The following is a 26,537-nucleotide window of genomic DNA, read 5'->3' as shown; positions in this document are numbered from 1 at the left end:
TCACTGTACCAGCTATCGCACGAGTCTTTGCTTTCGAATACTCAGAAGTAATTCAGCTTCTGCCTTCGGCAAATCACACTCTTCCATTAACTCATGAATATCTGCGCCTAGTTCTACCATCTTGCTCGCTCGACTATACAGTCGACCGTCTGGGTCGTGCATTTCTAGCTCGTTTTGCTTATCAACAACGTCATCGAAACGCTGTGAAAGCTCTGCGAGCTTCTGGCTCATTCCTATCGAACCTGCACGCAGTTCATTGAACTGTTTGGTCAGGCTCTCCTGCTGCTGGCGCGCATTTTTGTAAACCAATTCCATGGCTTGAAATTTGGTTTCTAGCGCCTGTCGCGCCTTTTTCTCTCGGCGAAGCAGAAGAAATAGAACAACCCCGATGACAACTGAAACACCGAGCGGTAACCAGTACAACACGACATCGAGCATTACAGCATTGCCATATCAGACCACTCTTCGTCTGAGAGCAGTTTGTTCAAATCAACCAATATCAGCAGGTTACCATTACGGTTGCTCACGCCTTGAATAAACTTAGCGCTTTCGTCCGTACCCACGCTTGGTGTGGTGTCGATTTCAGAGGTGCGCAGATAAACCACTTCCGCCACGCTATCAACCATGATACCGATCACTTGCGATTCAGCTTCAATCACGATAACACGCGTGTTGTCAGTCACATCAGCCTGCATCAAACCAAAGCGTGAACGCGTATCAATAACCGTCACAACGTTACCGCGCAGGTTAATAATGCCCAGAACATAGTCTGGCGCACCAGGAACAGGCGCAATTTCGGTGTAACGTAAAACTTCACGAACCTGCATTACATTAATGCCATAGGTTTCCTCTTCCAATTGGAAGGTCACCCACTGCAGGACCTCATCGTTAACGTTGTCTTTTTGGACTTCAGCTACCTGAGACATTTGTTTTCCTCTTTACGTGCTGTGCTACATCAGTTACGCCAATGCATTGGCATCAATACCTTGATTAAGCATGGCAATCAGCGCTTCGACATGAATAAGTGCACACATCTTTTGTTTGACCAATCCAGCCAACCAAGGCCGTTTGCCCGCTTGCTCGCGCCACCGCACTTGCTCTCCGTTGAGTGACTCTGTACCCAATAGGGTGTTACATGCTAACCCCCATTTGCTGTCACCCAAGATCACAATATAACTATAGTCATCGCGATGGCTGTTATCTGTTATTTTTTCTGGCATTACCCATTTCGCGGTATCAACAATATCGAGTTGCTGATCTCGCTCTGTCTGTAATCCCAAGTACCAATCAGGACGACCAATCAAATGATTGCATTCGCCCAATTGGTGGATACCGCCAAGCTCAGCCAGCGGCACCGCATAAGTCACGCCCATTGATTCAAAGAAAAGTACTTGGAACGCATGCTCTGGCACGATGTTTTGCCAAGGCGGGATGATATCTTCACCCGCCTGTGTGTCCAGTTCGCTATCGCTATCAACATCAGCGTCAGCGTCAACAACAATGTCGCTTTCAACGTCGGAGGCAATATACACCTCTTCGGTATCGTCTACCTCGACATCTACATGCGTGTCGACATGAAGTGGCGTTACGGTGGCGGGTTCAATGTCTTGTTGAACCTCAACCTCTTCAAGCAGATCGGTTTCTTCTTGAAGTGCCGTCTCCTCCTGAAGCGCTGCTTCTTCTAATACAGAGGTGTCGACACCGCTCTCAACGTCGAGCTCAATGTCGGTATTCATCTCTGTATCTAAATCTGTGTCGGTGTCGCTCACTAAATGCAACGACACTGCAGGCGTCACTTCAGCAATGTCATCAACGGTTTCCGTTAAGGCTTCGGTATACGCTTCTACCGCAGCAGCGGCATCAGTCACCGTCTCGATGTCGGTTTCTAGCTCAGAAGCCAATTCAACATCGGTGAGTTCTTCAACTTCTACCTCCATGTCTTCATCAAGCTTCAATTGGCTCAACAATTTTTCGACATGGGAGAGATCACGTTCCTCCTGTGTCAGTGTCCGACCTGTAAAACGCTCAGGGCTCGTCACTTCTTGCAGTTTTAACGCAGGTGCAGGCGCCTCAGAGAAGTCGGCATCCAGATACATGTTGTCTGGTTGCACAACCTCTTCTTGTTCTTGCTGGAGAGAATCATCGTCTTCCAACAAAGCATCGAAGTAAGCGTCCAGTGCTTCAACACTGGATAAAGCACCGCTATCTTTCATCCTGCTCCAATCGCTCTAGGTAAGAGAGCAGCGTTTTATAAGCAAAAACGCCACGACAGTTTTTTGCGTAATACGATGGCGGCATGTGTTTCAAGCTCGCATCGCGGAATTTGGTGTCGATAGGCACGGCAGATGTCCATACCTGATCGGGGTATCGCACTTTGAGCTCCTGAAGCGTTTCAAGAGAGGCACGCGTCCTCTTGTCATACATAGTAGGAACAATGCACACCTTGAACGCAGAGCTGCGCGACTTCTGCATAATTTGCAGCGTGCGGATCATACGTTCGAGTCCCTTCATTGCGAGGAACTCAGTTTGTACCGGAATCAATATGCGGTTACTGGCCGCCAATGCGTTCACCATCATTACCCCCAAAATTGGCGGGCAATCGATCAGCGCATAATCGTATTCTTCTTCGAGACACGCGAGTGTCTTTTTCAGCATCAGCCCCATTCCACCACGGTTACCCATAGCGCGATCGAGTGTTGCTAGCGACATGTGTGAAGGCAATAAATCGAGGTTCTTATACTCAGTGCTGAGGATAAGCGGTTTTACCGTATCGCGATTAATTGTCTGAAGCTGAAAGAGATCAAAAAGAGAACGTGGCAACGTGTCCGAATCGTAATTCAGATAGGTAGTGAGCGACGCATGCGGATCGGTGTCGATCAGCAAGACACGCTTGTTTCTTTCACTGAGAAGACCAGCAAGGGTAATCGTGGATGTTGTTTTTCCAACGCCGCCTTTCTGGTTTGCAATACTCCAGACTATCACGACTGCTCCTTATACCAAGTTGAGCTCGACGAGAATGCGCTCAGAAATTCGCTCAAGGGGGAGATCTTCTGTCGATATCCCAGCCTTTGCGACCGCCTGTGGCATGCCATAAACAACGCAGCTTTCTTCGTCTTGAGCCCAGACTGTTGAACCTTCTTCTTTCAACATTCTTGCTCCGTCACGACCGTCTGCGCCCATGCCCGTCAAAACCATGGATAATACTTTATCACCATATATCTTGGCGGCAGACCCAAACGTCACATCTACACACGGTTTGTAGTTCATGCGGTCACCACCGTCGATGATTTTAAGACGTGCCGCACCGGGGCGACCATCAATCATCATCTGCATACCACCAGGAGCAAGGTATGCGCTACCCGCTTGCAGCGTGTCGCCATCTTGCGCTTCTTTCACCGAGATTTTGCATAAGCCATTAAGGCGTTGAGCAAAGGCTGCAGTAAACGTGGAAGGCATATGCTGGATCAACAAAATAGGAAGAGGGAAGTTCGCTGGAAGTGAACTAAGCACTTTCTGCAACGCAACAGGCCCACCCGTCGAGGTGCCAATCGCGACAAGTTGATAACGCTTACCACTAGCTTTGAATCGACTCATCGAGACAGGCGAAGTAGGTCTGGTTGATAGCGCTGGGCTCATCGGACTAGAAAGTGGTCGTACAGGCGTGCGCGTCGGTGTTGCGGTTGCCGTCGCCGCAGTTGTTGCGGCAGGCGTGGCAACGGCAGGACGCGCGGCTGGCATTGGACGACGCATGAATGCGCGCTTACGAGCAATTTCATTCACGCGCTGTTGCAGCAGAGAAACCGCTTCATCACGGTTTCTTGCGATGTCTTCAAACTTTTTAGGCAGGAAGTCGAGTGCACCAGCGTCTAATGCGTCCAACGTCGCTTTCGCGCCATCATGCGTCAGCGATGAAAACATCAAAATGGGCGTTGGATTGGCTTTCATGATCTCGCGAACCGCAGTGATCCCATCCATTACCGGCATTTCAATGTCCATGGTGATGACATCAGGCTTCAATTGCGCCGTCTTCTCAACCGCCTCTTTGCCGTTGACTGCACAATCAATGACTTGGAGACGCGGGTCGCCATTGATAATCTCACTCACTCGACGGCGGAAAAAGCTCGAATCATCCACCACCAACACTTTCACTGCCATATCAGTCCTTATTACTCTTATCGTCCCGCGTAGCGTTTAAGCAGATTCGGCGCATCCAGAATCAAAGCAATATGACCATCACTGGTGATCGTTGCACCCGCCATACCCGGCGTACCTTGCAACAATTCATCGAGAGGTTTAATCACCACCTCTTCCTGACCAATGAGTGAATCAACAACAAAGGCAACTGGCTGATGACCCATCTGAATGATGACGACATGCCCAGAGTCTTTCTTCGACGCGCGCTTCTTGCACAGCCAATCCTGTAAATAGAACAATGGGATGGCTTTATCGCGAACAATTAAGGTCAATTGACCATCAACGGTATTGGTTCTCGCCAAATCTAGGCTAATGATTTCATTAACGTTAGAAAGTGGGAAAGCAAATGGGTTTCCGCCGATACCGACCATTAAGGTTGGCAGAATGGCGAGCGTTAGCGGCACTTTGATCGAAATGATCGTACCACGACCCAATACTGAATCGATGGAGATCGTGCCGTTCAATGCGGTGATCGCGGTTTTCACCACATCCATGCCCACACCACGGCCCGAGATATCGGAGATTTCGGTTTTGGTCGAGAAACCTGGCGCAAAAATCAGGTTGAATGACTCGGTATCGGTCAAACGTGCCGCTGCATCTGCATCCATCACACCGCGTTCTACCGCAATGCCACGAAGCTTCTCAGCATCCATACCACCGCCATCATCTTCGATGGTCAGCAAGATGTGATCGCCTTCCTGAGATGCTGCAAGTGTAACAGTACCTACACGAGGCTTACCGTTTTGCTCACGCTTGTCCGGCATTTCAATGCCGTGGTCGACCGAGTTACGCACCAAGTGGACCATGGGGTCGGCCAATGCCTCAACCAAGTTCTTGTCCAAGTCGGTTTCTTCACCGCGCATTTCCAATACGATGTCTTTTTTGAGGCTTCGCGCCAAATCTCGAACAACGCGTGGGAAACGACCGAATACTTTCTTGATGGGCTGCATACGCGTTTGCATGACCGCACCTTGCAAGTCAGCTGTCACCACATCGAGGTTGGTCACGGCTTTCGCCATGTTCTCATCCTCACTGTTCGCACCCAAACTCACCAAACGGTTACGCACCAACACCAGCTCACCCACCATATTCATAATGGTATCTAGCGTCGAGGTGTTTACGCGTACTGTTTGCTCAGCTTGAGGAACAGGTGGTTTTTTGTCTTCTGTTTTGGCAGGCGGCTTAGCAGCAACAGCGGGGGGTTTTGCCGCAGGCGCTTCTGCTTTCGGCACAGGCTTAGGCGCAGGTTTTGGCACTGGCGCTGGTTCAGCCTTTGGCGCTTCTGCTTTCGGTGCATTGTCGATAGGGCTTTTGCCTTTACCGTGCAAGTCATCTAAAAGCTTTTCAAATTCGTCGTCAGTGATGTCATCACCACTCGGACTTTCTACCGCAGCGTTTTGAGGAGGTGGCGCAGCTGCGTCTCCATCAAGTGGCCCTTTGCCTGAACCGTGCAGCTCATCCAGCAGTTTTTCGAACTCGTCGTCCGTAATGTCACCGCTGTCCGATCCCGCCGCAGGCGCTTCCGCTGCAGGTTTTTCTGTTACTTGTGGTCCCTTACCCGACCCATGAAGTTGGTCAAGCAAACGGTCAAATTCGTCATCGGTAATTTCATCGACGGAATCACCGGCGATCGCATCACCTTCTTCAGCTGGCGCTTCTGCGACAACTTCAGGTTCAGGTTCTGGTTCAGGCTCAGGTTCCGGCTCTGCCGTCGCTTCATCTTCAGAAGCTGGGCGGCTGTACTTATGCAACGCGTCCAACAAAGATGGATCTGCGGCAGGGGCAGGCTCGCTCTGCTGAACACACGCAAACTGTTCGTTAACGGTGTCGAGCGCTTGAAGGATGATATCCATCACCTCAGGTGTCAGTTCTCGACCGCCATTGCGGAGATTATCGAAAATATTTTCCGCACCGTGGCAGGTATCTACCAACTCTTTGAGCGATAAGAAGCCAGCACCACCTTTAACCGTGTGGAATCCCCGGAAAATTGCGTTTAGCAAATCGCGGTCTTCTGGCGATTTTTCCAGATCCACTAACTGCTCAGACAACAACTCCAGAATTTCACCTGCTTCGATCAAAAAGTCCTGCAGGATTTCTTCATCCATTTCAAAGCTCATAACGCACCCCTAAAAGCCCAGGCTAGAAAGCAAGTCGTCTACATCGTCCTGACTCTGCATCACGTTTTTCTCTTGACGCTGTTCCTCAGTAACGACCGGACCCTCAGCCTCGATGCCAGATATTTGTTCTGTTTCTTCTTGCTGATCGTCGTCTAACCCAAACGCGGTTAAGATTTCGACCAGTTGTTTTTCAACTTCCTGCACCAACTCAATAACGCGTCGAATGACCTGACCTGTTAAGTCTTGGAAATCTTGCGCCATAAGGATTTCAGTCAATTGACCGTGCAGTTTGGTTGTGCCGCCTTCTACCTGCGTCAAAAGACCATCAATCTGATGACAGAGATCTTTGAAACTGACGAGGTCAATCCGCCCTCCCATCAAGTTGTTCCATTGAGGACGAACTTGAGCGAGGCATTCCTGAAGATTATCAGCAATAGGCAACGTCGCTTCGACTGCATCCATGGTTCGGTTGGCGGCAAGTTCCGTTTTTTCCATAACAAAGTTAAGGCGATCTTTTGCATCAGGGATCTCACTATTAGCGAGATCATTGACACGCGGATCCAAGCGGAAATTGGACAACGAATCATGCAGTTGTCGAGTCAGTTTTCCCACCTCATTGAAGAGCGGATTGCGAGTTTCACTGCCGATGTTCAGCAGTAACTCATTCGCACTTTCCTGATTCCCTTCTTCGAGAAAACTGACCAGCTCTTTAGCTTGGTCGAGTGTTATCATCGTTTAAATATTCCTTCACTGCGCGAAGAAGCAGATCACATGCGTTCGAAAATCTTATCCAACTTCTCTTTTAGCGTTGCAGCGGTAAACGGCTTAACGATATAGCCATTTACGCCCGCTTGAGCAGCTTCAACGATTTGCTCGCGCTTAGCTTCTGCAGTGATCATCAATACAGGAAGATGTTTCAATTCATCATCTGCACGGATGTGCTTGAGCAAATCAATGCCCTGCATGCCAGGCATGTTCCAGTCAGTGACGACAAACTCAATTCCGCCTTTCTTAAGAATTGGCAGAGCTGTTAGGCCATCATCAGCTTCAACAGTGTTGTTGAAACCCAGATCACGAAGGAGGTTCTTAACGATACGGCGCATTGTTGAGAAGTCATCAACAATGAGGATTTTCATGTTTGTGTTCAAAGTTGCCTCCGGTGAGGTCCCTTATAATTGTTAAAACTTACTTTGACCAAGCGGATAGCTTAGTCCGTAACCGCTGCATTGCCTGATTTTGTATCTGGCAAACTCGGGATTCACTGACCCCGATAATGGCACCTATCTCTTTGAGGTTAAGTTCCTCGTCGTAATAGAGAGAGAGTACCAAAGCCTCTCTTTCAGGTAGCTCGGTGATAGCTTTAGCCAAGTGAACCTTGAAGCTATCCTCCTCCACTTCCTGAAAGGGAAGGTTTTCTTCTCGATGACTTTCAATCACGAAAGCATCTTCTGAAACGCCTAGATCATCCATCCCGATTAAACGCCCTGAATTGATGTCGTTTAATGCGTTGTGGTATTGCTCAAGGCTCATGCCTAGACGTTTTGAAATTTCTTTGTCATTTGGATCGCGCCCTAACTCACCTTCGAGGTGTGCAATGGCGTCACTGATCTGACGGTTGTTCTTGTGAACAGAACGCGGTACCCAGTCACCCTTTCGAATGTCATCAAGCATCGCGCCACGAATTCGGATACCTGCATAGGTTTCGAAACTCGCCCCTTTTGAAGGGTCATAGTTTTGTTGCGCTTCTAACAAACCGATCATGCCGGCTTGTATCAAATCCTCGACCTGAACATTCGGGGGCAACCGTGAGATCAAGTGGTGAGCAATACGCTTAACGAGCGTAGAGTACTGCTCAATCACAGTCTCAGTAGATGCGCCTGTCCTGCTGTAGGTGAGCGCTCTATTCACTGAGGTAATCTCCCGCTGCCTCGTCTCTCACGAGCAGTCTTTCAACAAAAAACTCTAAATGTCCACCAGGGTTTCGTGGTACTGGCCACGTCAACGCTTTGTTCGCTAACGCATTCAATGCCAACGCTGCAGGTGAACTTGGGAACGCATCAACAACCACTTTTTGCTTCTTCACAGATTGTCGCACACGTTCATCTAATGGGACACATGCTACTAATTCTAGATTAGCATTTAAAAATCTTTCAGTTACTCGCGTTAATTTTGTAAATAAGTCTCTACCTTCACGATAACTGCGAACCATATTGGCAACGACTTTGAAGCGTGTAACACCGTGTTCACGACTCAATAATTTGATGAGCGCGTAAGCATCTGTGATAGATGTTGGTTCATCACACACCACGATGACCACGTCTTGTGCCGCACGAGAGAAGCTCAACACCATGTCAGAAATGCCGGCTGCAGTGTCTACCAGCAACACATCCACTTCTTCATCCAAGGTACCAAATGCACGGATAAGCCCTGCATGTTGCGCCGTGGAAAGTTCTGTCATGCCCCGCATCCCTGACGAAGCAGGTATAATTCGCATTCCGTGAGGACCTTCGACAATAATGTCTTTTAGGTCACACAACCCTTGCATCACGTGGCTCAAATTCTTGCCCACTCGAAGGCCAAGCAAGACGTCGACATTGGCAAGACCCAAATCGGCATCCAAGACCATGACTTTCTTGCCTTGTTTCGCCATGGAAGCGGCGATGCCCAACGTAATGTTTGTTTTACCAACACCACCTTTACCGCCGGTGACGGTAATCACTTTGGTGCGAGTCGGGTTGGTCAGGCGGCGGAGGCCGCTTGCTTGATCATGCATGGTTGTCTCAATCATAAAAGTCCGCCGCATTCGACTCTGGTACATCATGACTCCAGAAATGGTTTTGCTGCTCTGAATCCTGAGCCATTAATTCACTGGCTTTGTTGACCAAATATCTGCCACTTGCCTGCCGGATGTCCTCCGGGACTCGTTGGCCGTCGGCCAAATAAGTCACAGGCAGTGCGTTTTCAATGGTCACACTGAGTAATTCCCCCAGACTGAGGGATTCATCCAACTTAGTCAGTACGCATCCAGAAAGTGGAATGCGTCGGAAATGGTCAATCGTCTCTTGCAACACGCGACGTTGAGACGTCGCTGGTAACACGAGTAGGCTTCGGATATGTGAACCGCTGCTTTGAATGAGCGTGTCCAGCTGTTCGGATAACCTAAGATCCCGCTGCCCCATCCCTGCAGTGTCTAACAGAATCAGTCGTCGATGACGTAACTGATACAGTATATCGGCCAATGCCTCGGCATCTTTAGCAACTTTTACTGGGCAGCCCAAAATTCGGCCGTAAGTTGCTAATTGCTCGTGAGCACCGATACGAAATGTATCTGTTGTAACAAGGGCAATATCTTCCGGACCGAAGTCCATCGCTGCTCTCGCTGCCAATTTTGCAATGGTGGTGGTTTTGCCTACGCCCGTCGGGCCTAACAATGCAATCACACCGCCTGTTTCTAGCAAGTTTTCGTCTGTAGTAATGACTTGATCTGCAACCAAATCAAGTAACTCAGACCATGCTTCGTTCGGTGGCGTATCCTCCGGGATATAGCCTGCTAATTGATCGGCAAGAACGGGGGATAGACCCATCTTTTCTAACCGTTTAATCAGCATTGCACGAAGCGGTTCTTTACGTTCAACTTCTTGCCACATCAAACCTGATAATTGGTGCTCTAAAAGGCCGCGAATGGTCGCCATTTCTTTGCGCATGGCTTCCATTTCGTCAGTTTGACGTGGTGCATTCTTACGAGATTCTACGCGTGTTGCGTCGAGTCTATTTTCTTGGCGACCATTGCCACGCATGTCGCGGCGATCTGCTTCGTCACGTTTTTGACGATACAAACGGTCAAGCTCTTGCCCTTTGGCTTGTTGGTTTCGTGCGTGCTGGCTGGTATTTTGTGACGAACCTTGATTTTGTGACGAACCACGGCTTTGCGAAACACCATAACCGCTGCGGTTTTGGCCTGCACTTTGTGAAGATTGTTGCGGCGCGCCGCCATAACCTTGCGATGCACCCGCATCACGTCGGTTTGATGAAGATTGCCCGGCGTATGCCGTTTCAGTTTGGCGAAGTCGCGCGTCTTTTTGACGGGCTAATAACGCAGTCAACGAATCCATTTCTTTGCCGGGCTCGTCATCGACTTGGCTCTCAGGTAACTGAGACTGATAACGGTCAAGCAAGCTTGAAAACTTACTGCCTAACGCACCCCCCAGAGGCCTTCTCGCGGCTTCTTTGTTGATGTCACGACGCACGTGCACTTTGTCTTCCACCAGGCGACGTTGCTGGTGTACGCGATCCATGCTTTGCGCCATTTGTGTACGCGCCGCGTCTTGGCGCGTATCGCGAGTTGGCGTTTCAGTGTCGACAGCCGCCACGATTTCGACGCCGCCAGTCACTTTCTTGTTTGACATGATGACTGCATCCGCACCCAAAGCTTCTTTCACTTCGGCTAGTGCAGTTCGCATGTCTTTGGCAAAAAATCGTTTAATCTTCAAAATCGTTGTCCTGATTTACTGATGCTTGGCATCAGTTGCCAACCGCTCTCACAATTCTTATCTGTTTTTCATCCGGCACTTCTTGGTAAGAGAGAACTCGAAGCGTCGGAATCGTGTTTTTCACAAATCGGGCTAGGGTTGAGCGTAATACACCTGACGTTAACAACACGGCAGGCTCACCCTGCAATTCTTGCTGTTGCGTCGCCTCTGACAGACTTTGTTGCAAACGCTCTGCCAGTCCTGGCTCAATGCCAGTGGACTCTCCCCCTGATGCCTGCATAGTTTTATGCAATATCTGTTCCAACTCAGGAACCAACGTGATAACAGGTAGCTCTGGCGCTATACCATTGATTTCTTGAACGATTAAACGCTTCAATGAAATTCGCACAGCGGCAGTTAAAATGTCGGGATCTTGACTCTTCGGCGCGTACTCAGAAAGTGTCTGTATGATAGTTCGTACATCGCGAATAGGAATGGCTTCATTCAGTAGATTTTGCATCACTTTCACCACCACACCCAGCGAGACAAGATCAGGGATCAAACCTTCTACCAAGCGAGGGGCCTGCCTCGCCAAAAGCTCAACCAAGTTCTGCGCTTCTTCATGTCCCAGCAGACGCTCAGCGTTGTTGGTTAGCATTTGACTAAGGTGCGTCGCCAATACCGTGGCGGAGTCCACCACGGTATAACCCAATGCTTGTGCATGTTCACGCTGCGACTTTTCAATCCACACCGCTTCCAAACCAAACGCAGGGTCAATCGTTGGCTCACCATCGATGGGGCCAAAGACTTGCCCAGGGTTAATCGCCAATTCATTGTCAGGACGAATATCAGCTTCACCGACGGCGACCCCCATCAAGGTGATGCGGTAGCTGTTTGGCGGCAATTCAAGGTTGTCACGAATATGTACCGGCGGAATAAGGAAACCAAAGTCTTGCGAAAGCTTCTTACGCACCCCTTTCACGCGATCAAGCAACTCGCCACCTTGGTCTCTGTCAACCATTGGGATCAAGCGATAGCCCACTTCCAAACCAATCACATCAACAGGTTGAACATCATCCCAAGACAAATCTTTTGGTTTTGGTGCCACGATTTCTTGCTTCGGTTTCGCCAGTTCTGCCGCTTTGATTTTCTCTTGTGTTTTCACTTTCCAATAAGCAAAGCTGCCGCAGATAAGTGCCAATGCCAAAAACGGCACATGTGGCATGCCCGGCACAACACCCATCACGAACAAAATACCCGTCGAAATGATCAAGGCTTTCGGATTATCAACCAATTGGAAGACCAATTGTTGGCCCATGTCTTCGTCGGTGTTTTGGCGCGTCACCATCATTGCAGCGCCAATCGACAAGAGGAGTGATGGAATTTGTGCAACAAGACCATCACCAATGGTCAGCAAGGTATAAATTTCAATCGCTTCAGAAAAGCTCACATCATGCTGGATCATGCCGATGGAGAGACCACCGACAATGTTAATGGCGAGGATTAATATGCCAGCAATGGCATCGCCCTTTACGAATTTCGAGGCACCGTCCATTGAGCCGTAGAAATCCGCTTCTTTGGTCACCTCTTGACGACGCGTTCTTGCTTGGTCTTGGTTTATCAAGCCCGCATTCAAGTCCGCATCAATCGCCATTTGTTTACCCGGCAAAGCATCCAAGGTAAAACGCGCGCTTACTTCAGAAATACGCCCCGCACCCTTAGTAACAACCATGAAGTTAATGATCATCAAGATAAGGAACACCACGAGACCAACCGCATAGTTACCGCCAATAACCACGGAACCAAACGCGTCAATCACCTGACCAGCAGCGCCAGGCCCTTCATGCCCATGCAGCAAAACGACACGTGTCGATGCAACGTTCAAGGCTAATCGTAACAGGGTGGCAATAAGAAGAACGGTGGGGAACGCAGCAAAATCAAGGGGTCTGCGGGTGTAGATAGTCACCAAAAGGACAACCAGCGACAAAGCAATGTTGAACGAGAAGAACATATCAAGCAAAAAGGCAGGAACAGGCAGAACAACCATGGCCAGCGCAGACAACACCAATACGGGTGCGCCAATCGCTGGCATAACGCCAATCTTAAATGGGAGTTTGTTTTGGACCTTGTCGTAGAACGGCAAAGAGAGCTTCATGGGTTGTCTGTCGTCTCGGGCTACATCACTAAACCCTATCTAGCAAAAAACGAACCATGTTTTTTTGTCTTTTTAATCAGTTTATTACAAAAACCGCGCAGTTATTAAACGATTAGCGACGTAATTCTGTCGGTATGGGCATTTGCTGTTCTACAAGCGGCTTAGGCTTACGTCCACGCCCCTTCTTGTATTGCTTCAATTGGAAAACATATGCCAGTAATTGGGCGATTGCAGCAAACAAACCGTCGGGAATTTGTTGCTCAAGCTCCGTGCTGTAGTAAACCGCACGCGCAAGCGGTGGTGCGGGAACAATCATAATGTCGTTTACCGCTGCAATTTCTCGGATTTTTAACGCGAGGAAATCGGAACCTTTCGCCACGACAACTGGGGCTTTGTCTATCTTGCTGTCATAGCGTAGTGCGACGGAATAGTGTTCCGGGTTGGTGATGACCACGTCAGCGGAAGGCACTTCGGACATCATTCGACGTTGCGCCATTTCACGCTGGAGCATACGAATACGGCCTTTTACTTCAGGCTTACCTTCGGTGTCTTTGTATTCATCTTTGATTTCTTGCTTGGTCATTTTCAATTGATCATTGTGCTGCCAAATTTGGAATGGCACATCTATCGCCACCACGACCAACAAAGAGCAGCTGATCAGAAGCACAAAGTTCAACAGAATATCGAGCGCATGAAAAAGGTTTCCGGGGAAGGTTTCGATGTTGAGCTGGAAGAAATCTTCAAGGCTTGCCCACATCAAGTAGAAAGCCACACCAGACACCAAGGCGACTTTCAGTATCGACTTGATAAGCTCTACCATGCTCTGCTTACCAAACATGCGCTTGATGCCCTGAAGCGGACTCATCTTCGATAGTTTTGGTCGCGCGGCTTCCCACGAAAAGGATACGCCACCCAAGGCTGCAGCTCCCACCAATCCCGCCACAAAAAGCATCATCAAAATGAGCATGAGTGGCAACACCAAATGGAAGATCGCGCCATAAATGATGTTCCCCAGCGAGGTGACGTCAAAAATCTCATCCCGCGTTAACGAGAAGAATTTACGCATCACTTCGAGCAAGGCTTCGCCCAGCCCACCACCGAACCACATCAGCGCGACAGAACCAAGCACCAGTACTGCAACCGATGCCAATTCTCTTGAGCGCGGAACCTGACCTTTCTCCCGCGCCTGCTCCCGCCTTCGGGGTGTGGCGTCTTCTGTGCGTTCTTGACCGTCATTCTCTGCCATTAGGCACCTCCGCCGTTAGCGCAGTCGAGACGAATCAAGTCACAGATGGTATTCAGGCCTGTATCCCAGTGGTTCAAGTAGTGCGGCAAAATGCCACTGAGGATATACCAGCAAATCAACAAACCCACCAGCAACGCAAAGGAGAAACCGAGAGAAAAGATATTTAGCTGAGGCGCAGCACGCGTCATGATACCGAAGGACAGGTTAACCGTGAGCAACGCGATGATCCCCGCCAACGACATACCAAGGCCAACACTGAACATGATGCCGAACCAAGAGGCCATCGCCCGAAAATCTGCAGATTGCAGCGATTCACCGATCGGGAGGCTTTTGAAACTCATCACCACTAGGTTAAGCATTTGCAAATGGCCGTCAGTCGCCAGAAAAATCATGGTCGCGACAAACATAAACAGCTGACCAAGCAATGGCGTATTCTGGCCATTGGCGGGGTCAACCATGGAGGCAAAACCCAAGCTCGATTGCATACCCAAAATCTGACCTAGTAACACGAAGGTTTGGATGATGAACTGCGTTACCGTGCCCATCGCCACGCCAATCAGAATCTGTTGCGCCAGCATGATGACACCGCCGAGCGACACCAATTCAACCGTGTCGGGTACGCGAGGAATAGAAGGCATTACCGCAAACGTAATTGCAAGTGACAGGTACAAACGTACGCGAACGGGCACGAAACGTGCGCCGAAAAATGTCATTGTCATCATCATCGACGAGATACGGGTCAGCGGCCAAAAAAACTGGGCTAACCACTCGAGGATGATAGTTGCCGGGAATTCCATACCGTGAGGCTCGTCAGTACAGCAAATGCGGTATCTCTTCCATCAAACGGAAGAAATACTCCATGAGCATACGGGTCATCCAATGCCCAAAGAGCATCAGCGCGAGCAAGGTGGCAATCAAGCGGGGCAAGAAACTCAGAGTTTGTTCGTTGATAGAGGTCGCCGCTTGGAAAACCGCAACAATCAAACCCACCAGCAAACCGGGAATAATGATGGCGCATACCATGATGATAATCAGGTAGAGCGCATCTTGAAACAGCTCTACAAACGCTTCTGGTGCCATAACCGACTCCTACCCAAAACTGCCAGCAAGGGTCGACAAGATGAGGTTCCACCCATCAACCAACACAAACAACATGAGCTTAAACGGTAAAGATACAATCATGGGCGAGAGCATCATCATACCCATCGCCATCAGAACAGACGCCACCACCAAGTCGATGATCAAGAACGGCAAAAACAACATAAAGCCGATTTGGAACGCGGTTTTCAGCTCTGACGTGATGAAGGCAGGAATGAGTACCGACATCGGCACAGTTTCTGGGTCTGTGGCATCAGAGCCTGACATGTTCACGAAGGTTTCGAGATCTTTCACGCGCGTTTGTTTGAGCATGAACTCACGCAACGGCACCTGCACGCGCTCAAACGCCTCTTTAGAAGAAATCTCTTCATTCATGTACGGTTGAACCGCGGATACATTCATTCGATCAATGACGGGCGACATGATAAAGAACGTCAAGAACATCGAAATGCCGATAATGACTTGGTTTGACGGTGTCTGTTGCAAACCCATGGCTTGACGAAGAATCGACATGACCACCACGATACGGGTGAAGGAGGTCATCAAAATCACGATGGCGGGTAAGAAACCCAGTGCCGTCATTAGCGCGAGAATTTGCAACGTGACGGAGTAATCTTCAGTGCCGTCTGGGTTCACCGTCATGGTAAGAGCCGGAATTCCCCCTCCCCCATTTTTAGCTTGCATCATTGACGCTTCACCCGCGTCATTCAGCAAGGTTTCGGTAACCGTTTCAGATGACGGTGTCGGCGCAGGCTCCGCTTCTGCGTATGCAAACGGAGTGACAATAAAACAGCAAAGCGCCAGAAAAATGGCGGTGACGAATTTAAGACGCATCATTGTTCTTCAAAATTTTGTTGAGTTGAGATGAAAACGCGCTGTTGGCGTCAGACGTTTTAGGGCTAGCATTCGTGGCTTTCGTGTTGTCTTCTGCATTTCCCATCGGCGTATCAAGCGATTTCAGCAGCGTGATTTGCTGCGACGTCACCCCAATCAAGACCTGTTCACCATTCACATCCAGCACCATGACACGCTCTCTTTGCCCTAATGGAAGCTGACTGACCACCTTCAAACCAGGCTTTGCACCCATGATCGCTGGCACTTTCATACGTTTTAACAACCACGCCAACGCAAAGATCAAACCAATGACCGCGAGCAACGCTGCAAGGGTTGTTGCCAAGCTCTCGCTTGAAGTGGGCGCGGCGAATGCCGTTGGCGCGAACAATGCGCTAACTACTGCCAGTCGTTTCTGTGCCATCGTGACGTCCATTGAAAGTTGGATAAGAATAAAATGCGTGACGTAAAGAGGGATTAAGCAAGATTCAGGCCTAAAAAAAGCGCCTCTAAACAGAGGCGCCCTTTGAACCTTCGCGCATGGCTAAAAATGCACGAACAAACGTGTGTGGCAATGCGCTAGTCGTTAGGAAAACTCGAATTAACGCAGTTTCTTAATACGCTCTGTTTGACTGATAACGTCCGTCAATCGAATACCAAACTTGTCATTCACAACAACCACCTCGCCGTGCGCAATCAATGTGCCATTAACCAACACATCAAGAGATTCACCCGCAAGGCGATCAAGCTCTACCACTGAACCTTGGTTCAATTGCAGCAGGTTACGAATGTTAATGTTCGTGCGACCGACTTCCATTGAAATGGTGACAGGAATATCGAGGATCGCATCGAGTTTACGCTGCTCATCAGCGTTCATCGGTGGCGCCTCATCCACCAGCTCGTCTAAGGGTGCGGTTTGTACGTCATCACCGCCTTCAACTTCAGCTTGTTCAGCAAGCGCTGCAGCCCAATCGTCTTCTACATCACTCATGATTATCTACCACACATGTCGTTATCAATTATTTGCACCGTCGCTGTTATCGTCTAGGAGCCCCAGTGCCAGATCCTCTTCATCCATTTGAGCTACATCGCTTTTCTGTACTTCAGGACGCTTGAGTTTTTCTGTAATTTTGATCGCAAGGTTGTCATTCGACTGACCCATCTTGCCGCGGAATGTCGGTAAGTCTTCAACAAACACAGTGCATGCATCTGGCATTTTCACTGGAATGACATCACCCACTTCCAATTCCATCATGTCGCGCAATGACAACGTGGTTTCGAGTAGTTTCGCAGTCAGCGCAACTTCCACATCCATCACTTCGTCTTGCAAGGCTTTTGACCAACGAAGGTCAGTATCCATCTTGTCACTTTGGATACCCGCATCAAGCAATTCACGAATAGGCTCAACCATCGAATACGGCATCACGATGTGGAAATCACCACCGCCGCCATCAAGTTCGATGTGGAATGAACTCACGACGATCACTTCCGTCGGGCTCACAATGTTCGCCATGGCAGGGTTAACTTCAGAGTCTAAATACTCGAATTCCACCTTCATGACAGGTGCCCAAGCATCTTTGTAATCTTCAAAGATCAACTTAAGCAGCATTTGAATAACACGACGTTCCGTAGGCGTAAACTCACGGCCCTCGATACGGGCGTGGAAACGACCATCACCACCGAAGAAGTTCTCTACCAAAATAAAGACCAGTCGCGCTTCCATGGTGACAAGCCCCGTGCCTTTCAGCGGACGGAAGCGAACCATGTTCAAACTGGTGGGTACAAACAAGGTGTTTTGGTATTCACCAAATTTCACCATTTGTACACCGTTGATAGACACTTCTGCCGTTTTACGCAGCATGTTAAACAAACTAATACGCATATGACGTGCGAATCGCTCGTTAATTAGCTCCAGCGTGGGCATTCGCCCACGAACGATACGGTCTTGTGAAGAAAAATCGAAATTGGATGCGGAGGCGAGATCCCCACCACCCGATTCGGGTTCTTCCTCTTCTGTATCGTCGACACCATGGAGAAGCGCATCAATTTCGTCTTGACTGAGAAGATCGGTCACATTGCACCTATTGCATTACAAAGCCAGTAAACAACACCCGCTCAACCACAGTTTTGCCGGTGACTTTTTCCATCGCCGCTTGAACGGTATCGACGGCTTGCTTTCGGACTTCCAGTTGCCCTTGTGGCGTACGCAGTTGCTCAACGGTTGCGGCCCCGAACGTGGTCAAAAGGCTGTGTTCAACCAATGGCAAATTCTGCTTCGCCATCACTTCATTACTATCACCACGCACCATCAACTGCACTTTTACCTGTACGAGTCGTTGTTGCATGTCACCTGTCACGTTAAACACAAAGGGTTGCGGTAACGTCACGTAAATCGCTTGTAGGCTGACTGGCTCAGGCTCTTCGATAACGATGTCTTCTTGAGAAGCGCTATCACCACCAGACATGAGGAAGAATGCAGCACCACCGCCGCCACCAAATAACAGTAAAGCCGCCACAATAATGATGATAAGTTTCTTTTTACCACCACCGCCGCCTTCACCTGCTTCGATATCTTCATCTGCCATATTTCACCTCAGCCCTAAGTCAATCCATTGCGGGGTTTCATCCCCTAAACATGCGGAGCAAGAATGCTACATTAAGCATAATAGTCAACACGATCTTTTGACGCGTTAACATAAACATCGCGATTTATGCCATTGAGATCTGTGTCTTGTTCCAAATCATTCCGTCCAGAGCGATGACCACCTTGTTGACCGCTCTGTCCGCCTTGTTCATTACCTTGTGCTTGGTTGCCTGCAAAGGCCTGTCGTCCACCCGCGTCTTGCTGTTGAACAGACGACTGAGCGAGCTGCAAGCCTTGCTGTTGCAACATTTCACGCAGGCGCGGCATAGATTGCTCTACCAGGTCTCTCGCCTGTGTATTTGCCACAGTGAACTGCACGGTCGCTTGGTCTTGATTCATCGATAGCTTAATTTGCATGCGACCCATTTCTGGCGGATCAAGACGAATATCAACGTGTTTAAGGTTTTTCGACAGCATCATATTGACGCGTTCCGATAAGGCATTTGCCGCTTCGGCTTGGTTTTGACTCATCTGCAGTGGGGTTTGTGCCACGGCATTGTCCAGTTTGGCCGCTGTCGTCGAGCTTTGATTACCCAAGCTCGATGCTAGCTGTTGTGCAAGGTGCTCCGCTTTCACCTCTTTGCCTGCTTTACCCGTCTCACTCAATGTCTTTGCGGCTGTCGCCTCAAGAAGTGCTCCACTCGATACTGATTGAGGCTGCGAAGGGTCTGCTTGCATGTTTGCAGGCGTCCACGGAATGGCAGTAAATGCACTCAATGGTGTCGATGCTTGTGCTTGCGGGTTTACAGCGGCTTGGACAGCGGAAGCCGTTTGATTCATGGTGGTTTGTGGCGCTAGACCTCGTGCCGCCATATCATTGAGCGTGGCTTGTGCATCACCCTCTGCCATCGTGGGTGCAACAATTTGAGCGGCTTGTTGCATTCGCATCATGGCTTCTTGCACTGGTTTGCCTTGCCATTCAGGGTTAACCCCTGCTTTAGCAAGCATCTCGGGTGTTACTTCCCCCTCCACCAAAGAGGCTTGGGGTTGCATAGCATTCAACGCTGCTGCTGATGCCAATGTTGGAATACGTGCAGCGTTATCACTTTCTGATGCATCTTGCGCCACGATACGTCGCGTCATCTTGGGTGCATCAGACATCAATTCTTCTGGCTTCACACCACTGCGCTGAATGGCAACAGCCAACGCGAGCGCATCTTCAGTGATGGCTTCATCTGGAGACGTTGATTGTGCTTTTTTCAACAGACCGACAAGTTCCGCATCAGACAGTGTTTTTAGGGTTTCAGGAGCAACGCCCAACTTTTCTGAAACGGCATCAACATGCTGCTGGGCAAGCATGACTTTCTCAGTGTCCGGATTGTCAGGTGTCCCTGCATTCACATTAATGGCAGCGTGTAGATCGTCACTCTGTGTCAACGGCAACTCTTTGCCAGCAACGATAGGGGCAGCATCACTTTGCAACGCCATTTTTTCGTCGCTAAGCAGAACAGGCTGCTCAGCAGGTTGAAGAACTGCATTGGCTTCATTCAAGCGCTGCAGCAAGGCTTCACCGTCTTGCTTCGCGAGATGTTGTCTTTCAGGTTGAACGGTATCACCGCCACCTTGTTTTACGGTTTGAGCCAAAAGCGCGTCTTGGCTTTCGGAGTCGAGGTCTGTCACGTTGACGCCATCAGACGCTACGTTTTCACCGTCAAGCTGTTGAAGCTCAGGTAACTCACTGTCCAGTAATACTTCTTCGCCTTCACCTGACGCTGCCACACTCTTAAGCAGCGCATCAGAAATGGCCTCTTCACTCGCCATCGCTTCACCGGATACGAGGGTCTCCGCAGAGACTTCCACGGCGCCTTCTCCGTCACCAGAGACAAGTTGAGCAAGCTGTGCAAAGAAGCCTTCGCCATCTGCGCTAGAGGTTTCAGGCGACAGTACGCCTTTCGTCTCGCCGATTAGCGCTTTTTTAGATGACACATCGGAAAGTAAGAAACTGGTTTGATTCATAATGATTCCGCTTCGGATACTTTATCGGTTTTACCAGTCATACTGCTGCTGGCGAATCGTTACAAAGTTTGAAGCAATTATCAGGCCAAGCTAGTAGGAATTGCGTTGTTGTCGGGCAAAACTCAGTGTAGCAAACTCGTCCATCTGTTTTTGTTCTTGTCTTTCAGCCCGCATTTTTGCTTCTTTCTGGCGTTTTTCTATGAGCCATTCGAGGGATCGCGTTTTTTGTCGACATTGTTGCCAGTGCTCTTGGCAACGTTCGACATTGTCTTCAAAGTCGATTGCCGCTTGGCGCTGTTTTGCCAACGTTTCATCAAGTTGAACGATAAAACGGTTGAGGTGGCCATAGCTGCTAGCACTCAAACCTTCCTTGCCGCGTTCAGACATTTGACGAAAGTAATCCAAGCGATAGCGCTCTATCTGTTCAAGCTGAACGTAGTAACCTTGCAGCTCTTGTTGCGCTGAAACCAACGCGAGTTGGGCTTTATGTTCCAGGCCTTTCGCTTGTTCTAGTAACAGGGTCATGGCGTTATCAGACATATTCTATTTACCCCTGCAGCGTTGAGCGCAACATGTTGACGCACATGTCGTACGGCACCACGTCTTTCATGCCTTGCTGAAGATAGCCATCAAGGCGTGGCTTCAACGTGAATGCCTGATCGATGCCCTGATCCGTGCCCGGTTTATACGCACCAATAGACACAAGATCCTGATTTTTCCGACAAACGGACAGAATTTGCCGCACAGCGCGAGACATCAACATGTGCTCATCATTAACGATATTTGGCATCACACGGCTCACTGAGCGTTCCACATCGATCGCAGGATAATGCCCAGCGTCTGCCATTTCGCGAGAAAGAACAATGTGACCGTCTAATATTGCACGCGCGGCATCCGCGATCGGGTCTTGAAGGTCATCACCTTCCGTCAATACGGTAAAGAACGCGGTGATAGAGCCTTGTCCGTCACTGCCGTTACCCGCACGTTCAACCAATGCCGGTAGCTTGGCAAATACCGAAGGCGGATAACCTTTGGTCGCTGGCGGTTCACCCACTGACAACGCTATTTCACGCTGTGCTTGGGCAAAGCGCGTCAGTGAGTCCATCAGCAATAAAACATCTAAACCTTGGTCTCGGAAATACTCTGCAATGGTGAGTGCCGTTTGACAGCCTTTCAAACGCATCAAAGGGGAGGCATCGGCCGGTGCTGCGATCACGACAGAACGCTCACGCCCCTCTTTGCCGAGGATTTCATCAATGAATTCTTTAACTTCGCGTCCACGTTCACCAATCAAGCCAACGACAACCACTTGCGCCGTCGTGCCTCGGGTCATCATGCCCAAGGTCACCGATTTACCGACACCGGAACCCGCGAACAAGCCAATACGCTGGCCTTTGCCCACGGTCAGCAAACCATTAATGGCTTTAATGCCCACATCAAGGGGCGTATCTATGGGCTTTCTTGCGAGTGGGTTGATGGTAGCAGGGACAAAGGGCGCTGTTTGGCCGGTGAAAATATCCCCCAAGCCATCAAGAGGGTTGCCGACGCCGTCAATCACACGGCCCAGTAATTCAAGGCCAACAGGAATCCCTTGCTCTTCTGAGATTGGCGTGACGCGCGCACCGGGCAAGACGCCAGAGATTTGCTCGCTTGGCATGAGATAAAGCGTGTCACCGGAAAAGCCAACCACTTCTGCTTCAATGCTGCCATGCAATGTTTCCACACTGCACAAACTGCCAATCGAGGCGCGACAACCAATGGCTTCTAGGGTTAACCCAACCACGCGCACAAGCTTGCCGGATGCAACCGGGCGTGTAGCAAGGTTTTCAAATTTAAGGCTATTTAGGCGTTCAGACAGGCTGATCATCTTCGTCTCCCGCGTCGTCTACAGGCGATGTGTCAGTTTCGTTGGTTGAATGCAGATCTTGAGGTGCGACCTCTTCGCCTGATGCAGCATCCGTTTGCTCAGCCATATTTACGGCTTCTTTGTCACTGTCACTTTCTACTGGTTCAAGATGTGCCTCGCTATCTGTTTGCTGATCCGCTGCTTGAATCTCTTGCTGTGGCTCTGGTTCAGACTGGCTTTCTTCTGCAGGAATATCGCTGATATCCACATTGCGAAGCACATCTGCGCCCGCGCCATCTTCTGGCAATTCAGGCTCACTCGTGAGGTTTTGACCGGCAAAGCGCGTTAACAGTTGCTTGATGCGATCGTCCATGCGGTAGTCGACCACGGAATCGCCGCATGCCACTTGAATATCACCGCGGTTAAATGAAGGCTCAGAGAACAACTTCCACTGGCGGTCTTGCAGTGATTCTGCTGAATGCGCTTCGGTCACCACATCCATGTCTTCTGGATGCAGATAGATGGCAATTTGTCGCCCAGCCATAGGTAACGCCGCAACCGCTTCACGCAAAGTGTTGAGAATCACTTGAGGGTTGGTCAACACCTCGGTTTGAATCACAGCTTTCGTCAGTTGAATTACCATGTCCATGACTTGTTGATGAACGTGATGATCTACCTGCGTCAAAGGAAAGGCGAGTTTTTCGATAATAGCGTCAAGATACTGACAGCGGTTTTCGATCAGTTGCTGACCTTCGGTTAAACCTTCTTGAAAGCCTTCCTCTTTGCCAGCATCAAACCCTGCCGTTTTGCCTTCTTCAAACCCTGCGTCACGACCTTCAGTGAACCCCGCATCGCGCCCTTCTTCCATACCTTCTTCGTAAGCAGAATGGCGGATTTGCTCAAGCGCATCGGGCGTGAGCATTTTGAAATCGATTTCAGGCTCTTCTGGCTCTTCCTCGATATCAGACGGTTCCCAACCTGGGTCGTAATTAAGTGCGGTTTCTTTCGGCAAAGCCGCGTTAGGATCGTAATTCGGAATAGACCAGCGTTCTAAAACACCTTCTTCCTGTTCCGTTGAACGGATGTAACCACGGCGACGATCGAAGCTCATGCTACAACCTTACGCGATTGCGAAGACATCATGTTTTCTGAGGGCAAAGCGGACATTTTCATGATTACAAGAACTCGTCCGCGCCGCCACTGCTGAGCATGATTTCGCCAGCATCGGACAAACGACGTGCAACAGACAGGATTTCTTTCTGTGCCGCTTCCACATCGGCAACGCGAATGGGGCCCATGGCTTCCAAATCGTCTTGCAGCATTTCCGCTGCACGCTTCGACATGTTGCGGAAAATCTTCTCGCGAAGACCTTCTTCTGCCCCCTTGAGGGCTTTTTGAAGAGCCTCTTGCGGAACGTCTTTGAGGATAGCCTGAATACCACGATCGTCCACTTCGGCAAGGTTGTCGAAGACGAACATAAGATCCTGAATTTGCGATGCCATCTCTTCGTCGTTCTGCTCGATTTGTTCCATCAATGCAGATTCGAGTGCGTTGTCCATGTAGTTCATGATATCGGCAGCAGCTTTCAGGCCACCAATCTTCGCAGCTTGTGCACCCGCTTGGCCCGCAAATTGTTTCTCCATGATTTCGTTAAGTTCATGAAGTGCCGCAGGTTGAACCTCTTCAAGGTTAGCAATACGCATCACCAAGTCGAGCGCATCACGCTCTGCAAACTGTGTCAAAATCTCTGCTGATTGCTCTGGCTCTAAATAAGACAAAACAATGGTTTGAATCTGAGGGTGCTCGTTGATGATGATGGATGCCACTTGGCGTGGGTCCATCCATTTGAGGGAATCGAGGCCCTTCGAACCACTGCCCAACAAAATTTGGTCAACAAGGTTCGTTGCTTTGTCTTCACCCAATGCAGCAACAAGCGCATTACGGACGAAATCTTCACTGCCCATACCAATGGCCGTGAACTGTTGAATTTCTTCTAAGAATGTACGGTGGACGGCATTCACTTTGTCCTGGTTCAAATCAGTCATCATGGTCATTGCACCACCGACTTTTTGAACCTGCTTTGGCTCAAGGTGACGGATGATTGCCGCCGCATCTTGTTCGGTCAAACTCAGCAGCAAAATCGCCGCTTTATCAAAACCCGATAGGGTTGATACATCAAAGTCAGACTTGCCGTCTTCTCTATCTTCTTTAGCCATCGCCGTCATTCACCCAACTTTTCACGACTTGTGCTGCAAGGTCTGGTTCATTTGCAACCAAGGCGCGGACTGCTTTCAGCAAGTCTTCATCTTTATGTAAGTCTGGCAAGTTGAGGTTCGAAGACCCCATTGAGAAGTTGCCAGAACCATCTAAATCGGAACCGATCAAACCAATGTCATCATCAGGGCTGAGCGGCAATCCATCAGGGCCAAGCATTTCGCCATTCGGACCCAACATGCTGTCTTCGTCTTTGTGTGGATTAAGCAGTTTCGACAACGCAGGGCGAATCAGTGCAAAAATCACCACGATGAACACAAGTGAAGCGGCTAACCAACGAACCCAATCGTTAAAGTTAGGGTGTTCGTAAATAGGCACATCACCCAAAGCTTCGACTTCTGGCACAACAAACGGTACAGAAATAACTTCGAGCACGTCACCACGTACATCGGAATAGCCAACACCACCAATTAAAAGGCGACGAATTTTCTCAAGCTCAGCATCACCAACCGGAACACGTACCGTTTCGCCGGATTCCACATTCACGTTTTCGAGGTAATCGATAGCAACGGATACGGTTTGACGTGACACGACCCCCGTTTGCGCTCGGCGGTGGCTAATGGTGGTATCCAACTCATAGTTACGCGTCGCTTCACGGTTGAGTGTGCCCTTGTCGCCCAACCCACCGTTTTTCAAATCTTGTACATCTTCTGGAATCGCGGCATTTGCAGGAGGCTGGTTGCTTAACGCACCTGGGATCCCCGCAACAAGATCACTGTTGTTGTAATTTTCTCGCGTGTATTCGCTGCGTGTTGATGGCGTTGATGGGTCGAAACGTTTACGCGTTTCCTCCACCGCACTGAAATCCATGGTGACATCGACTTGCGAGGTAAAGTTACCCAAGCCAAGAACCGGAATAAGAATGGAATTAATTTTATCTTGCAGCGCAGCTTCTTGCTTACGCTCTAGCTCGTACTCTTTGCGGCGCTGAGACGCCATGGCATCTTCGCTGCCAGAACTGAGCAAGCGACCATGTTGGTCGGTCACGGTCACACGTGACGGTTTCAAGCTTGGGACAGCAGAAGCCACCATATCAACAATCGAGTCCACTTCCTCTTGGCCGAGCATGGTCGTGCCGCGCACGGTGAGGAAAACGGTGGCTGTTGCTTCTTGATTGTGGCGAACAAACACGCTTTGTTTTGGCATGGCCAATAACACGCGCGCTTTGCTTACACTGCGGATTTTTTCGATGGCTGCGGCAAGTTGACGCTCTCGACTCAGCTTTAAACGCTCACGCTCTAGCTGCTGCGACACACCAAAGCCCATGTCATTCAGCAGAATGTCATCGCCCGCTTCTCGCGGTGCATTCAACCCAGCACGGCTGAGGTTCAGTCTGATCGTCGAATATTCTTTAACAGGCACACGAACGGTGTTGCCTTCAAGTTGGTATTCGGTTTTTTGCGCATCAAGGTGGTCGAGAATAGGGATTAGCTCTTCGGTTTCATACGTACCGAGTGGGCGCATTTCTGGTTCTTGAACCCACACAAACAGCAATGCGATCAAAGCAACACAGATAGCGACAGCAGCGACAAGAATAAGTTGGCGGGCAACATCTGCCCCACCGAGCACACCTGATGATGGCGTGACATCACGCTCCATCATGTCAGGGTCATGCAACGAACTCGAATCCCCAGCAACAGGCAGCGCTCCCGCACCGTCTGATACTGCAATTTGAGTGTTGTTGTTATCGTCCGCCACAGTTCATTT

At 49.7% G+C, this 26,537-nt stretch carries 26 protein-coding genes; all 26 read right to left on the bottom strand.

Annotation, left to right across the window (positions count from 1 at the left end):
- Positions 1-12: 12 nt before the first annotated feature.
- Positions 13-438, bottom strand: a complete 426-nt coding sequence (locus tag BM082_RS07345; RefSeq protein ID WP_017009388.1) for a DUF2802 domain-containing protein — start codon at positions 436-438, stop codon at positions 13-15.
- Positions 438-926, bottom strand: coding sequence for a chemotaxis protein CheW (locus BM082_RS07340; protein WP_017009387.1), 489 nt, complete (start codon positions 924-926; stop codon positions 438-440). The genes BM082_RS07345 and BM082_RS07340 overlap by 1 nt, the downstream gene beginning before the upstream one ends.
- A gap of 33 nt (positions 927-959) precedes the next feature.
- Complete coding sequence (locus BM082_RS07335; RefSeq protein WP_083417915.1) at positions 960-2,213, bottom strand: chemotaxis protein CheW; 1,254 nt, start codon at positions 2,211-2,213, stop codon at positions 960-962.
- Complete coding sequence (locus BM082_RS07330) at positions 2,203-2,982, bottom strand: ParA family protein (protein WP_017009385.1); 780 nt, start codon at positions 2,980-2,982, stop codon at positions 2,203-2,205. Before BM082_RS07330 ends, BM082_RS07335 begins: the two co-directional genes overlap by 11 nt.
- Before the next feature lie 9 nt (positions 2,983-2,991).
- On the bottom strand, positions 2,992-4,155 hold the full coding sequence (locus BM082_RS07325; protein ID WP_017014202.1) for a protein-glutamate methylesterase/protein-glutamine glutaminase: 1,164 nt from the start codon (positions 4,153-4,155) through the stop codon (positions 2,992-2,994).
- 17 nt (positions 4,156-4,172) lie between these two features.
- The gene (locus BM082_RS07320) at positions 4,173-6,311 is read right to left on the bottom strand and encodes a chemotaxis protein CheA (RefSeq protein WP_017016066.1); all 2,139 of its coding nucleotides are present in this window, start codon (positions 6,309-6,311) and stop codon (positions 4,173-4,175) included.
- Between the two features lie 9 nt (positions 6,312-6,320).
- Positions 6,321-7,043: a protein phosphatase CheZ gene (locus BM082_RS07315; RefSeq protein WP_017009382.1), complete on the bottom strand. Its 723-nt coding sequence runs from the start codon at positions 7,041-7,043 to the stop codon at positions 6,321-6,323.
- A gap of 35 nt (positions 7,044-7,078) precedes the next feature.
- Positions 7,079-7,447, bottom strand: coding sequence for a chemotaxis response regulator CheY (cheY, locus tag BM082_RS07310; protein WP_017009381.1), 369 nt, complete (start codon positions 7,445-7,447; stop codon positions 7,079-7,081).
- Positions 7,448-7,496: 49 nt separating this feature from the next.
- On the bottom strand, positions 7,497-8,219 hold the full coding sequence (locus BM082_RS07305; protein ID WP_017009380.1) for an RNA polymerase sigma factor FliA: 723 nt from the start codon (positions 8,217-8,219) through the stop codon (positions 7,497-7,499).
- Positions 8,212-9,099, bottom strand: a complete 888-nt coding sequence (locus tag BM082_RS07300; RefSeq protein ID WP_017009379.1) for a MinD/ParA family protein — start codon at positions 9,097-9,099, stop codon at positions 8,212-8,214. The genes BM082_RS07305 and BM082_RS07300 overlap by 8 nt, the downstream gene beginning before the upstream one ends.
- On the bottom strand, positions 9,092-10,801 hold the full coding sequence (flhF, locus tag BM082_RS07295; RefSeq protein WP_074926212.1) for a flagellar biosynthesis GTPase FlhF: 1,710 nt from the start codon (positions 10,799-10,801) through the stop codon (positions 9,092-9,094). The genes BM082_RS07300 and flhF overlap by 8 nt, the downstream gene beginning before the upstream one ends.
- Positions 10,802-10,832: 31 nt before the next feature.
- Positions 10,833-12,935: a flagellar biosynthesis protein FlhA gene (flhA, locus tag BM082_RS07290; protein ID WP_017009377.1), complete on the bottom strand. Its 2,103-nt coding sequence runs from the start codon at positions 12,933-12,935 to the stop codon at positions 10,833-10,835.
- Between the two features lie 112 nt (positions 12,936-13,047).
- Positions 13,048-14,181, bottom strand: a complete 1,134-nt coding sequence (gene flhB / locus BM082_RS07285; protein ID WP_017009376.1) for a flagellar biosynthesis protein FlhB — start codon at positions 14,179-14,181, stop codon at positions 13,048-13,050.
- Entirely contained in the window at positions 14,181-14,978 is a 798-nt protein-coding gene (gene fliR / locus BM082_RS07280; RefSeq protein WP_017009375.1) for a flagellar biosynthetic protein FliR, read from the bottom strand. The genes flhB and fliR overlap by 1 nt, the downstream gene beginning before the upstream one ends.
- A 13-nt stretch (positions 14,979-14,991) precedes the next feature.
- Positions 14,992-15,261, bottom strand: coding sequence for a flagellar biosynthesis protein FliQ (gene fliQ / locus BM082_RS07275; RefSeq protein ID WP_017009374.1), 270 nt, complete (start codon positions 15,259-15,261; stop codon positions 14,992-14,994).
- A gap of 9 nt (positions 15,262-15,270) precedes the next feature.
- The gene (gene fliP, locus BM082_RS07270; RefSeq protein WP_074926207.1) at positions 15,271-16,113 is read right to left on the bottom strand and encodes a flagellar type III secretion system pore protein FliP; all 843 of its coding nucleotides are present in this window, start codon (positions 16,111-16,113) and stop codon (positions 15,271-15,273) included.
- Complete coding sequence (fliO, locus tag BM082_RS07265) at positions 16,103-16,534, bottom strand: flagellar biosynthetic protein FliO (RefSeq protein WP_017009372.1); 432 nt, start codon at positions 16,532-16,534, stop codon at positions 16,103-16,105. The genes fliP and fliO overlap by 11 nt, the downstream gene beginning before the upstream one ends.
- A gap of 177 nt (positions 16,535-16,711) precedes the next feature.
- The gene (gene fliN, locus BM082_RS07260) at positions 16,712-17,101 is read right to left on the bottom strand and encodes a flagellar motor switch protein FliN (protein WP_017009371.1); all 390 of its coding nucleotides are present in this window, start codon (positions 17,099-17,101) and stop codon (positions 16,712-16,714) included.
- Between the two features lie 24 nt (positions 17,102-17,125).
- Complete coding sequence (fliM, locus tag BM082_RS07255; protein WP_017009370.1) at positions 17,126-18,184, bottom strand: flagellar motor switch protein FliM; 1,059 nt, start codon at positions 18,182-18,184, stop codon at positions 17,126-17,128.
- 7 nt (positions 18,185-18,191) lie between these two features.
- On the bottom strand, positions 18,192-18,695 hold the full coding sequence (gene fliL, locus BM082_RS07250; RefSeq protein ID WP_017009369.1) for a flagellar basal body-associated protein FliL: 504 nt from the start codon (positions 18,693-18,695) through the stop codon (positions 18,192-18,194).
- Between the two features lie 71 nt (positions 18,696-18,766).
- Positions 18,767-20,710 (bottom strand): flagellar hook-length control protein FliK, encoded by a 1,944-nt coding sequence (locus tag BM082_RS07245; RefSeq protein ID WP_074926202.1) that lies wholly within the window; start codon positions 20,708-20,710, stop codon positions 18,767-18,769.
- Between the two features lie 90 nt (positions 20,711-20,800).
- Positions 20,801-21,250: a flagellar export protein FliJ gene (gene fliJ, locus BM082_RS07240; protein WP_017009367.1), complete on the bottom strand. Its 450-nt coding sequence runs from the start codon at positions 21,248-21,250 to the stop codon at positions 20,801-20,803.
- Between the two features lie 7 nt (positions 21,251-21,257).
- Positions 21,258-22,577 (bottom strand): flagellar protein export ATPase FliI, encoded by a 1,320-nt coding sequence (gene fliI / locus BM082_RS07235; RefSeq protein ID WP_074926198.1) that lies wholly within the window; start codon positions 22,575-22,577, stop codon positions 21,258-21,260.
- Positions 22,561-23,667: a flagellar assembly protein FliH gene (fliH, locus tag BM082_RS07230; RefSeq protein ID WP_074926193.1), complete on the bottom strand. Its 1,107-nt coding sequence runs from the start codon at positions 23,665-23,667 to the stop codon at positions 22,561-22,563. The genes fliI and fliH overlap by 17 nt, the downstream gene beginning before the upstream one ends.
- Before the next feature lie 64 nt (positions 23,668-23,731).
- The gene (gene fliG / locus BM082_RS07225) at positions 23,732-24,781 is read right to left on the bottom strand and encodes a flagellar motor switch protein FliG (protein WP_017009364.1); all 1,050 of its coding nucleotides are present in this window, start codon (positions 24,779-24,781) and stop codon (positions 23,732-23,734) included.
- On the bottom strand, positions 24,765-26,528 hold the full coding sequence (fliF, locus tag BM082_RS07220; RefSeq protein ID WP_017009363.1) for a flagellar basal-body MS-ring/collar protein FliF: 1,764 nt from the start codon (positions 26,526-26,528) through the stop codon (positions 24,765-24,767). The genes fliG and fliF overlap by 17 nt, the downstream gene beginning before the upstream one ends.
- Between the last annotated feature and the right edge of the window lie 9 nt (positions 26,529-26,537).

The organism is Enterovibrio norvegicus DSM 15893 (genome assembly GCF_900115495.1).
GTDB lineage: Bacteria > Pseudomonadota > Gammaproteobacteria > Enterobacterales > Vibrionaceae > Enterovibrio > Enterovibrio norvegicus.
This window is presented reverse-complemented; position numbering and strand designations above follow the sequence as displayed.

Bases quoted from the DNA above. Each gene is read 5' to 3' on its own strand.
- flhB (WP_017009376.1), bottom strand. From the start codon at position 14,181: ATGGCAGAGAATGACGGTCAAGAACGCACAGAAGACGCCACACCCCGA.
- BM082_RS07315 (WP_017009382.1), bottom strand. From the start codon at position 7,043: ATGATAACACTCGACCAAGCTAAAGAGCTGGTCAGTTTTCTCGAAGAA.
- fliN (WP_017009371.1), bottom strand. From the start codon at position 17,101: ATGAGTGATGTAGAAGACGATTGGGCTGCAGCGCTTGCTGAACAAGCT.
- fliJ (WP_017009367.1), bottom strand. From the start codon at position 21,250: ATGTCTGATAACGCCATGACCCTGTTACTAGAACAAGCGAAAGGCCTG.
- fliQ (WP_017009374.1), bottom strand. From the start codon at position 15,261: ATGGCACCAGAAGCGTTTGTAGAGCTGTTTCAAGATGCGCTCTACCTG.
- fliL (WP_017009369.1), bottom strand. From the start codon at position 18,695: ATGGCAGATGAAGATATCGAAGCAGGTGAAGGCGGCGGTGGTGGTAAA.
- BM082_RS07320 (WP_017016066.1), bottom strand. From the start codon at position 6,311: ATGAGCTTTGAAATGGATGAAGAAATCCTGCAGGACTTTTTGATCGAA.
- BM082_RS07345 (WP_017009388.1), bottom strand. From the start codon at position 438: ATGCTCGATGTCGTGTTGTACTGGTTACCGCTCGGTGTTTCAGTTGTC.
- fliI (WP_074926198.1), bottom strand. From the start codon at position 22,577: ATGATCAGCCTGTCTGAACGCCTAAATAGCCTTAAATTTGAAAACCTT.
- flhA (WP_017009377.1), bottom strand. From the start codon at position 12,935: ATGAAGCTCTCTTTGCCGTTCTACGACAAGGTCCAAAACAAACTCCCA.
- BM082_RS07325 (WP_017014202.1), bottom strand. From the start codon at position 4,155: ATGGCAGTGAAAGTGTTGGTGGTGGATGATTCGAGCTTTTTCCGCCGT.
- fliH (WP_074926193.1), bottom strand. From the start codon at position 23,667: ATGAGCTTCGATCGTCGCCGTGGTTACATCCGTTCAACGGAACAGGAA.
- BM082_RS07335 (WP_083417915.1), bottom strand. From the start codon at position 2,213: ATGAAAGATAGCGGTGCTTTATCCAGTGTTGAAGCACTGGACGCTTAC.
- BM082_RS07300 (WP_017009379.1), bottom strand. From the start codon at position 9,099: ATGATTGAGACAACCATGCATGATCAAGCAAGCGGCCTCCGCCGCCTG.
- fliG (WP_017009364.1), bottom strand. From the start codon at position 24,781: ATGACGGCGATGGCTAAAGAAGATAGAGAAGACGGCAAGTCTGACTTT.
- fliO (WP_017009372.1), bottom strand. From the start codon at position 16,534: ATGGCACAGAAACGACTGGCAGTAGTTAGCGCATTGTTCGCGCCAACG.
- BM082_RS07245 (WP_074926202.1), bottom strand. From the start codon at position 20,710: ATGAATCAAACCAGTTTCTTACTTTCCGATGTGTCATCTAAAAAAGCG.
- fliR (WP_017009375.1), bottom strand. From the start codon at position 14,978: ATGGAATTCCCGGCAACTATCATCCTCGAGTGGTTAGCCCAGTTTTTT.
- BM082_RS07340 (WP_017009387.1), bottom strand. From the start codon at position 926: ATGTCTCAGGTAGCTGAAGTCCAAAAAGACAACGTTAACGATGAGGTC.
- fliP (WP_074926207.1), bottom strand. From the start codon at position 16,113: ATGCGTCTTAAATTCGTCACCGCCATTTTTCTGGCGCTTTGCTGTTTT.
- cheY (WP_017009381.1), bottom strand. From the start codon at position 7,447: ATGAAAATCCTCATTGTTGATGACTTCTCAACAATGCGCCGTATCGTT.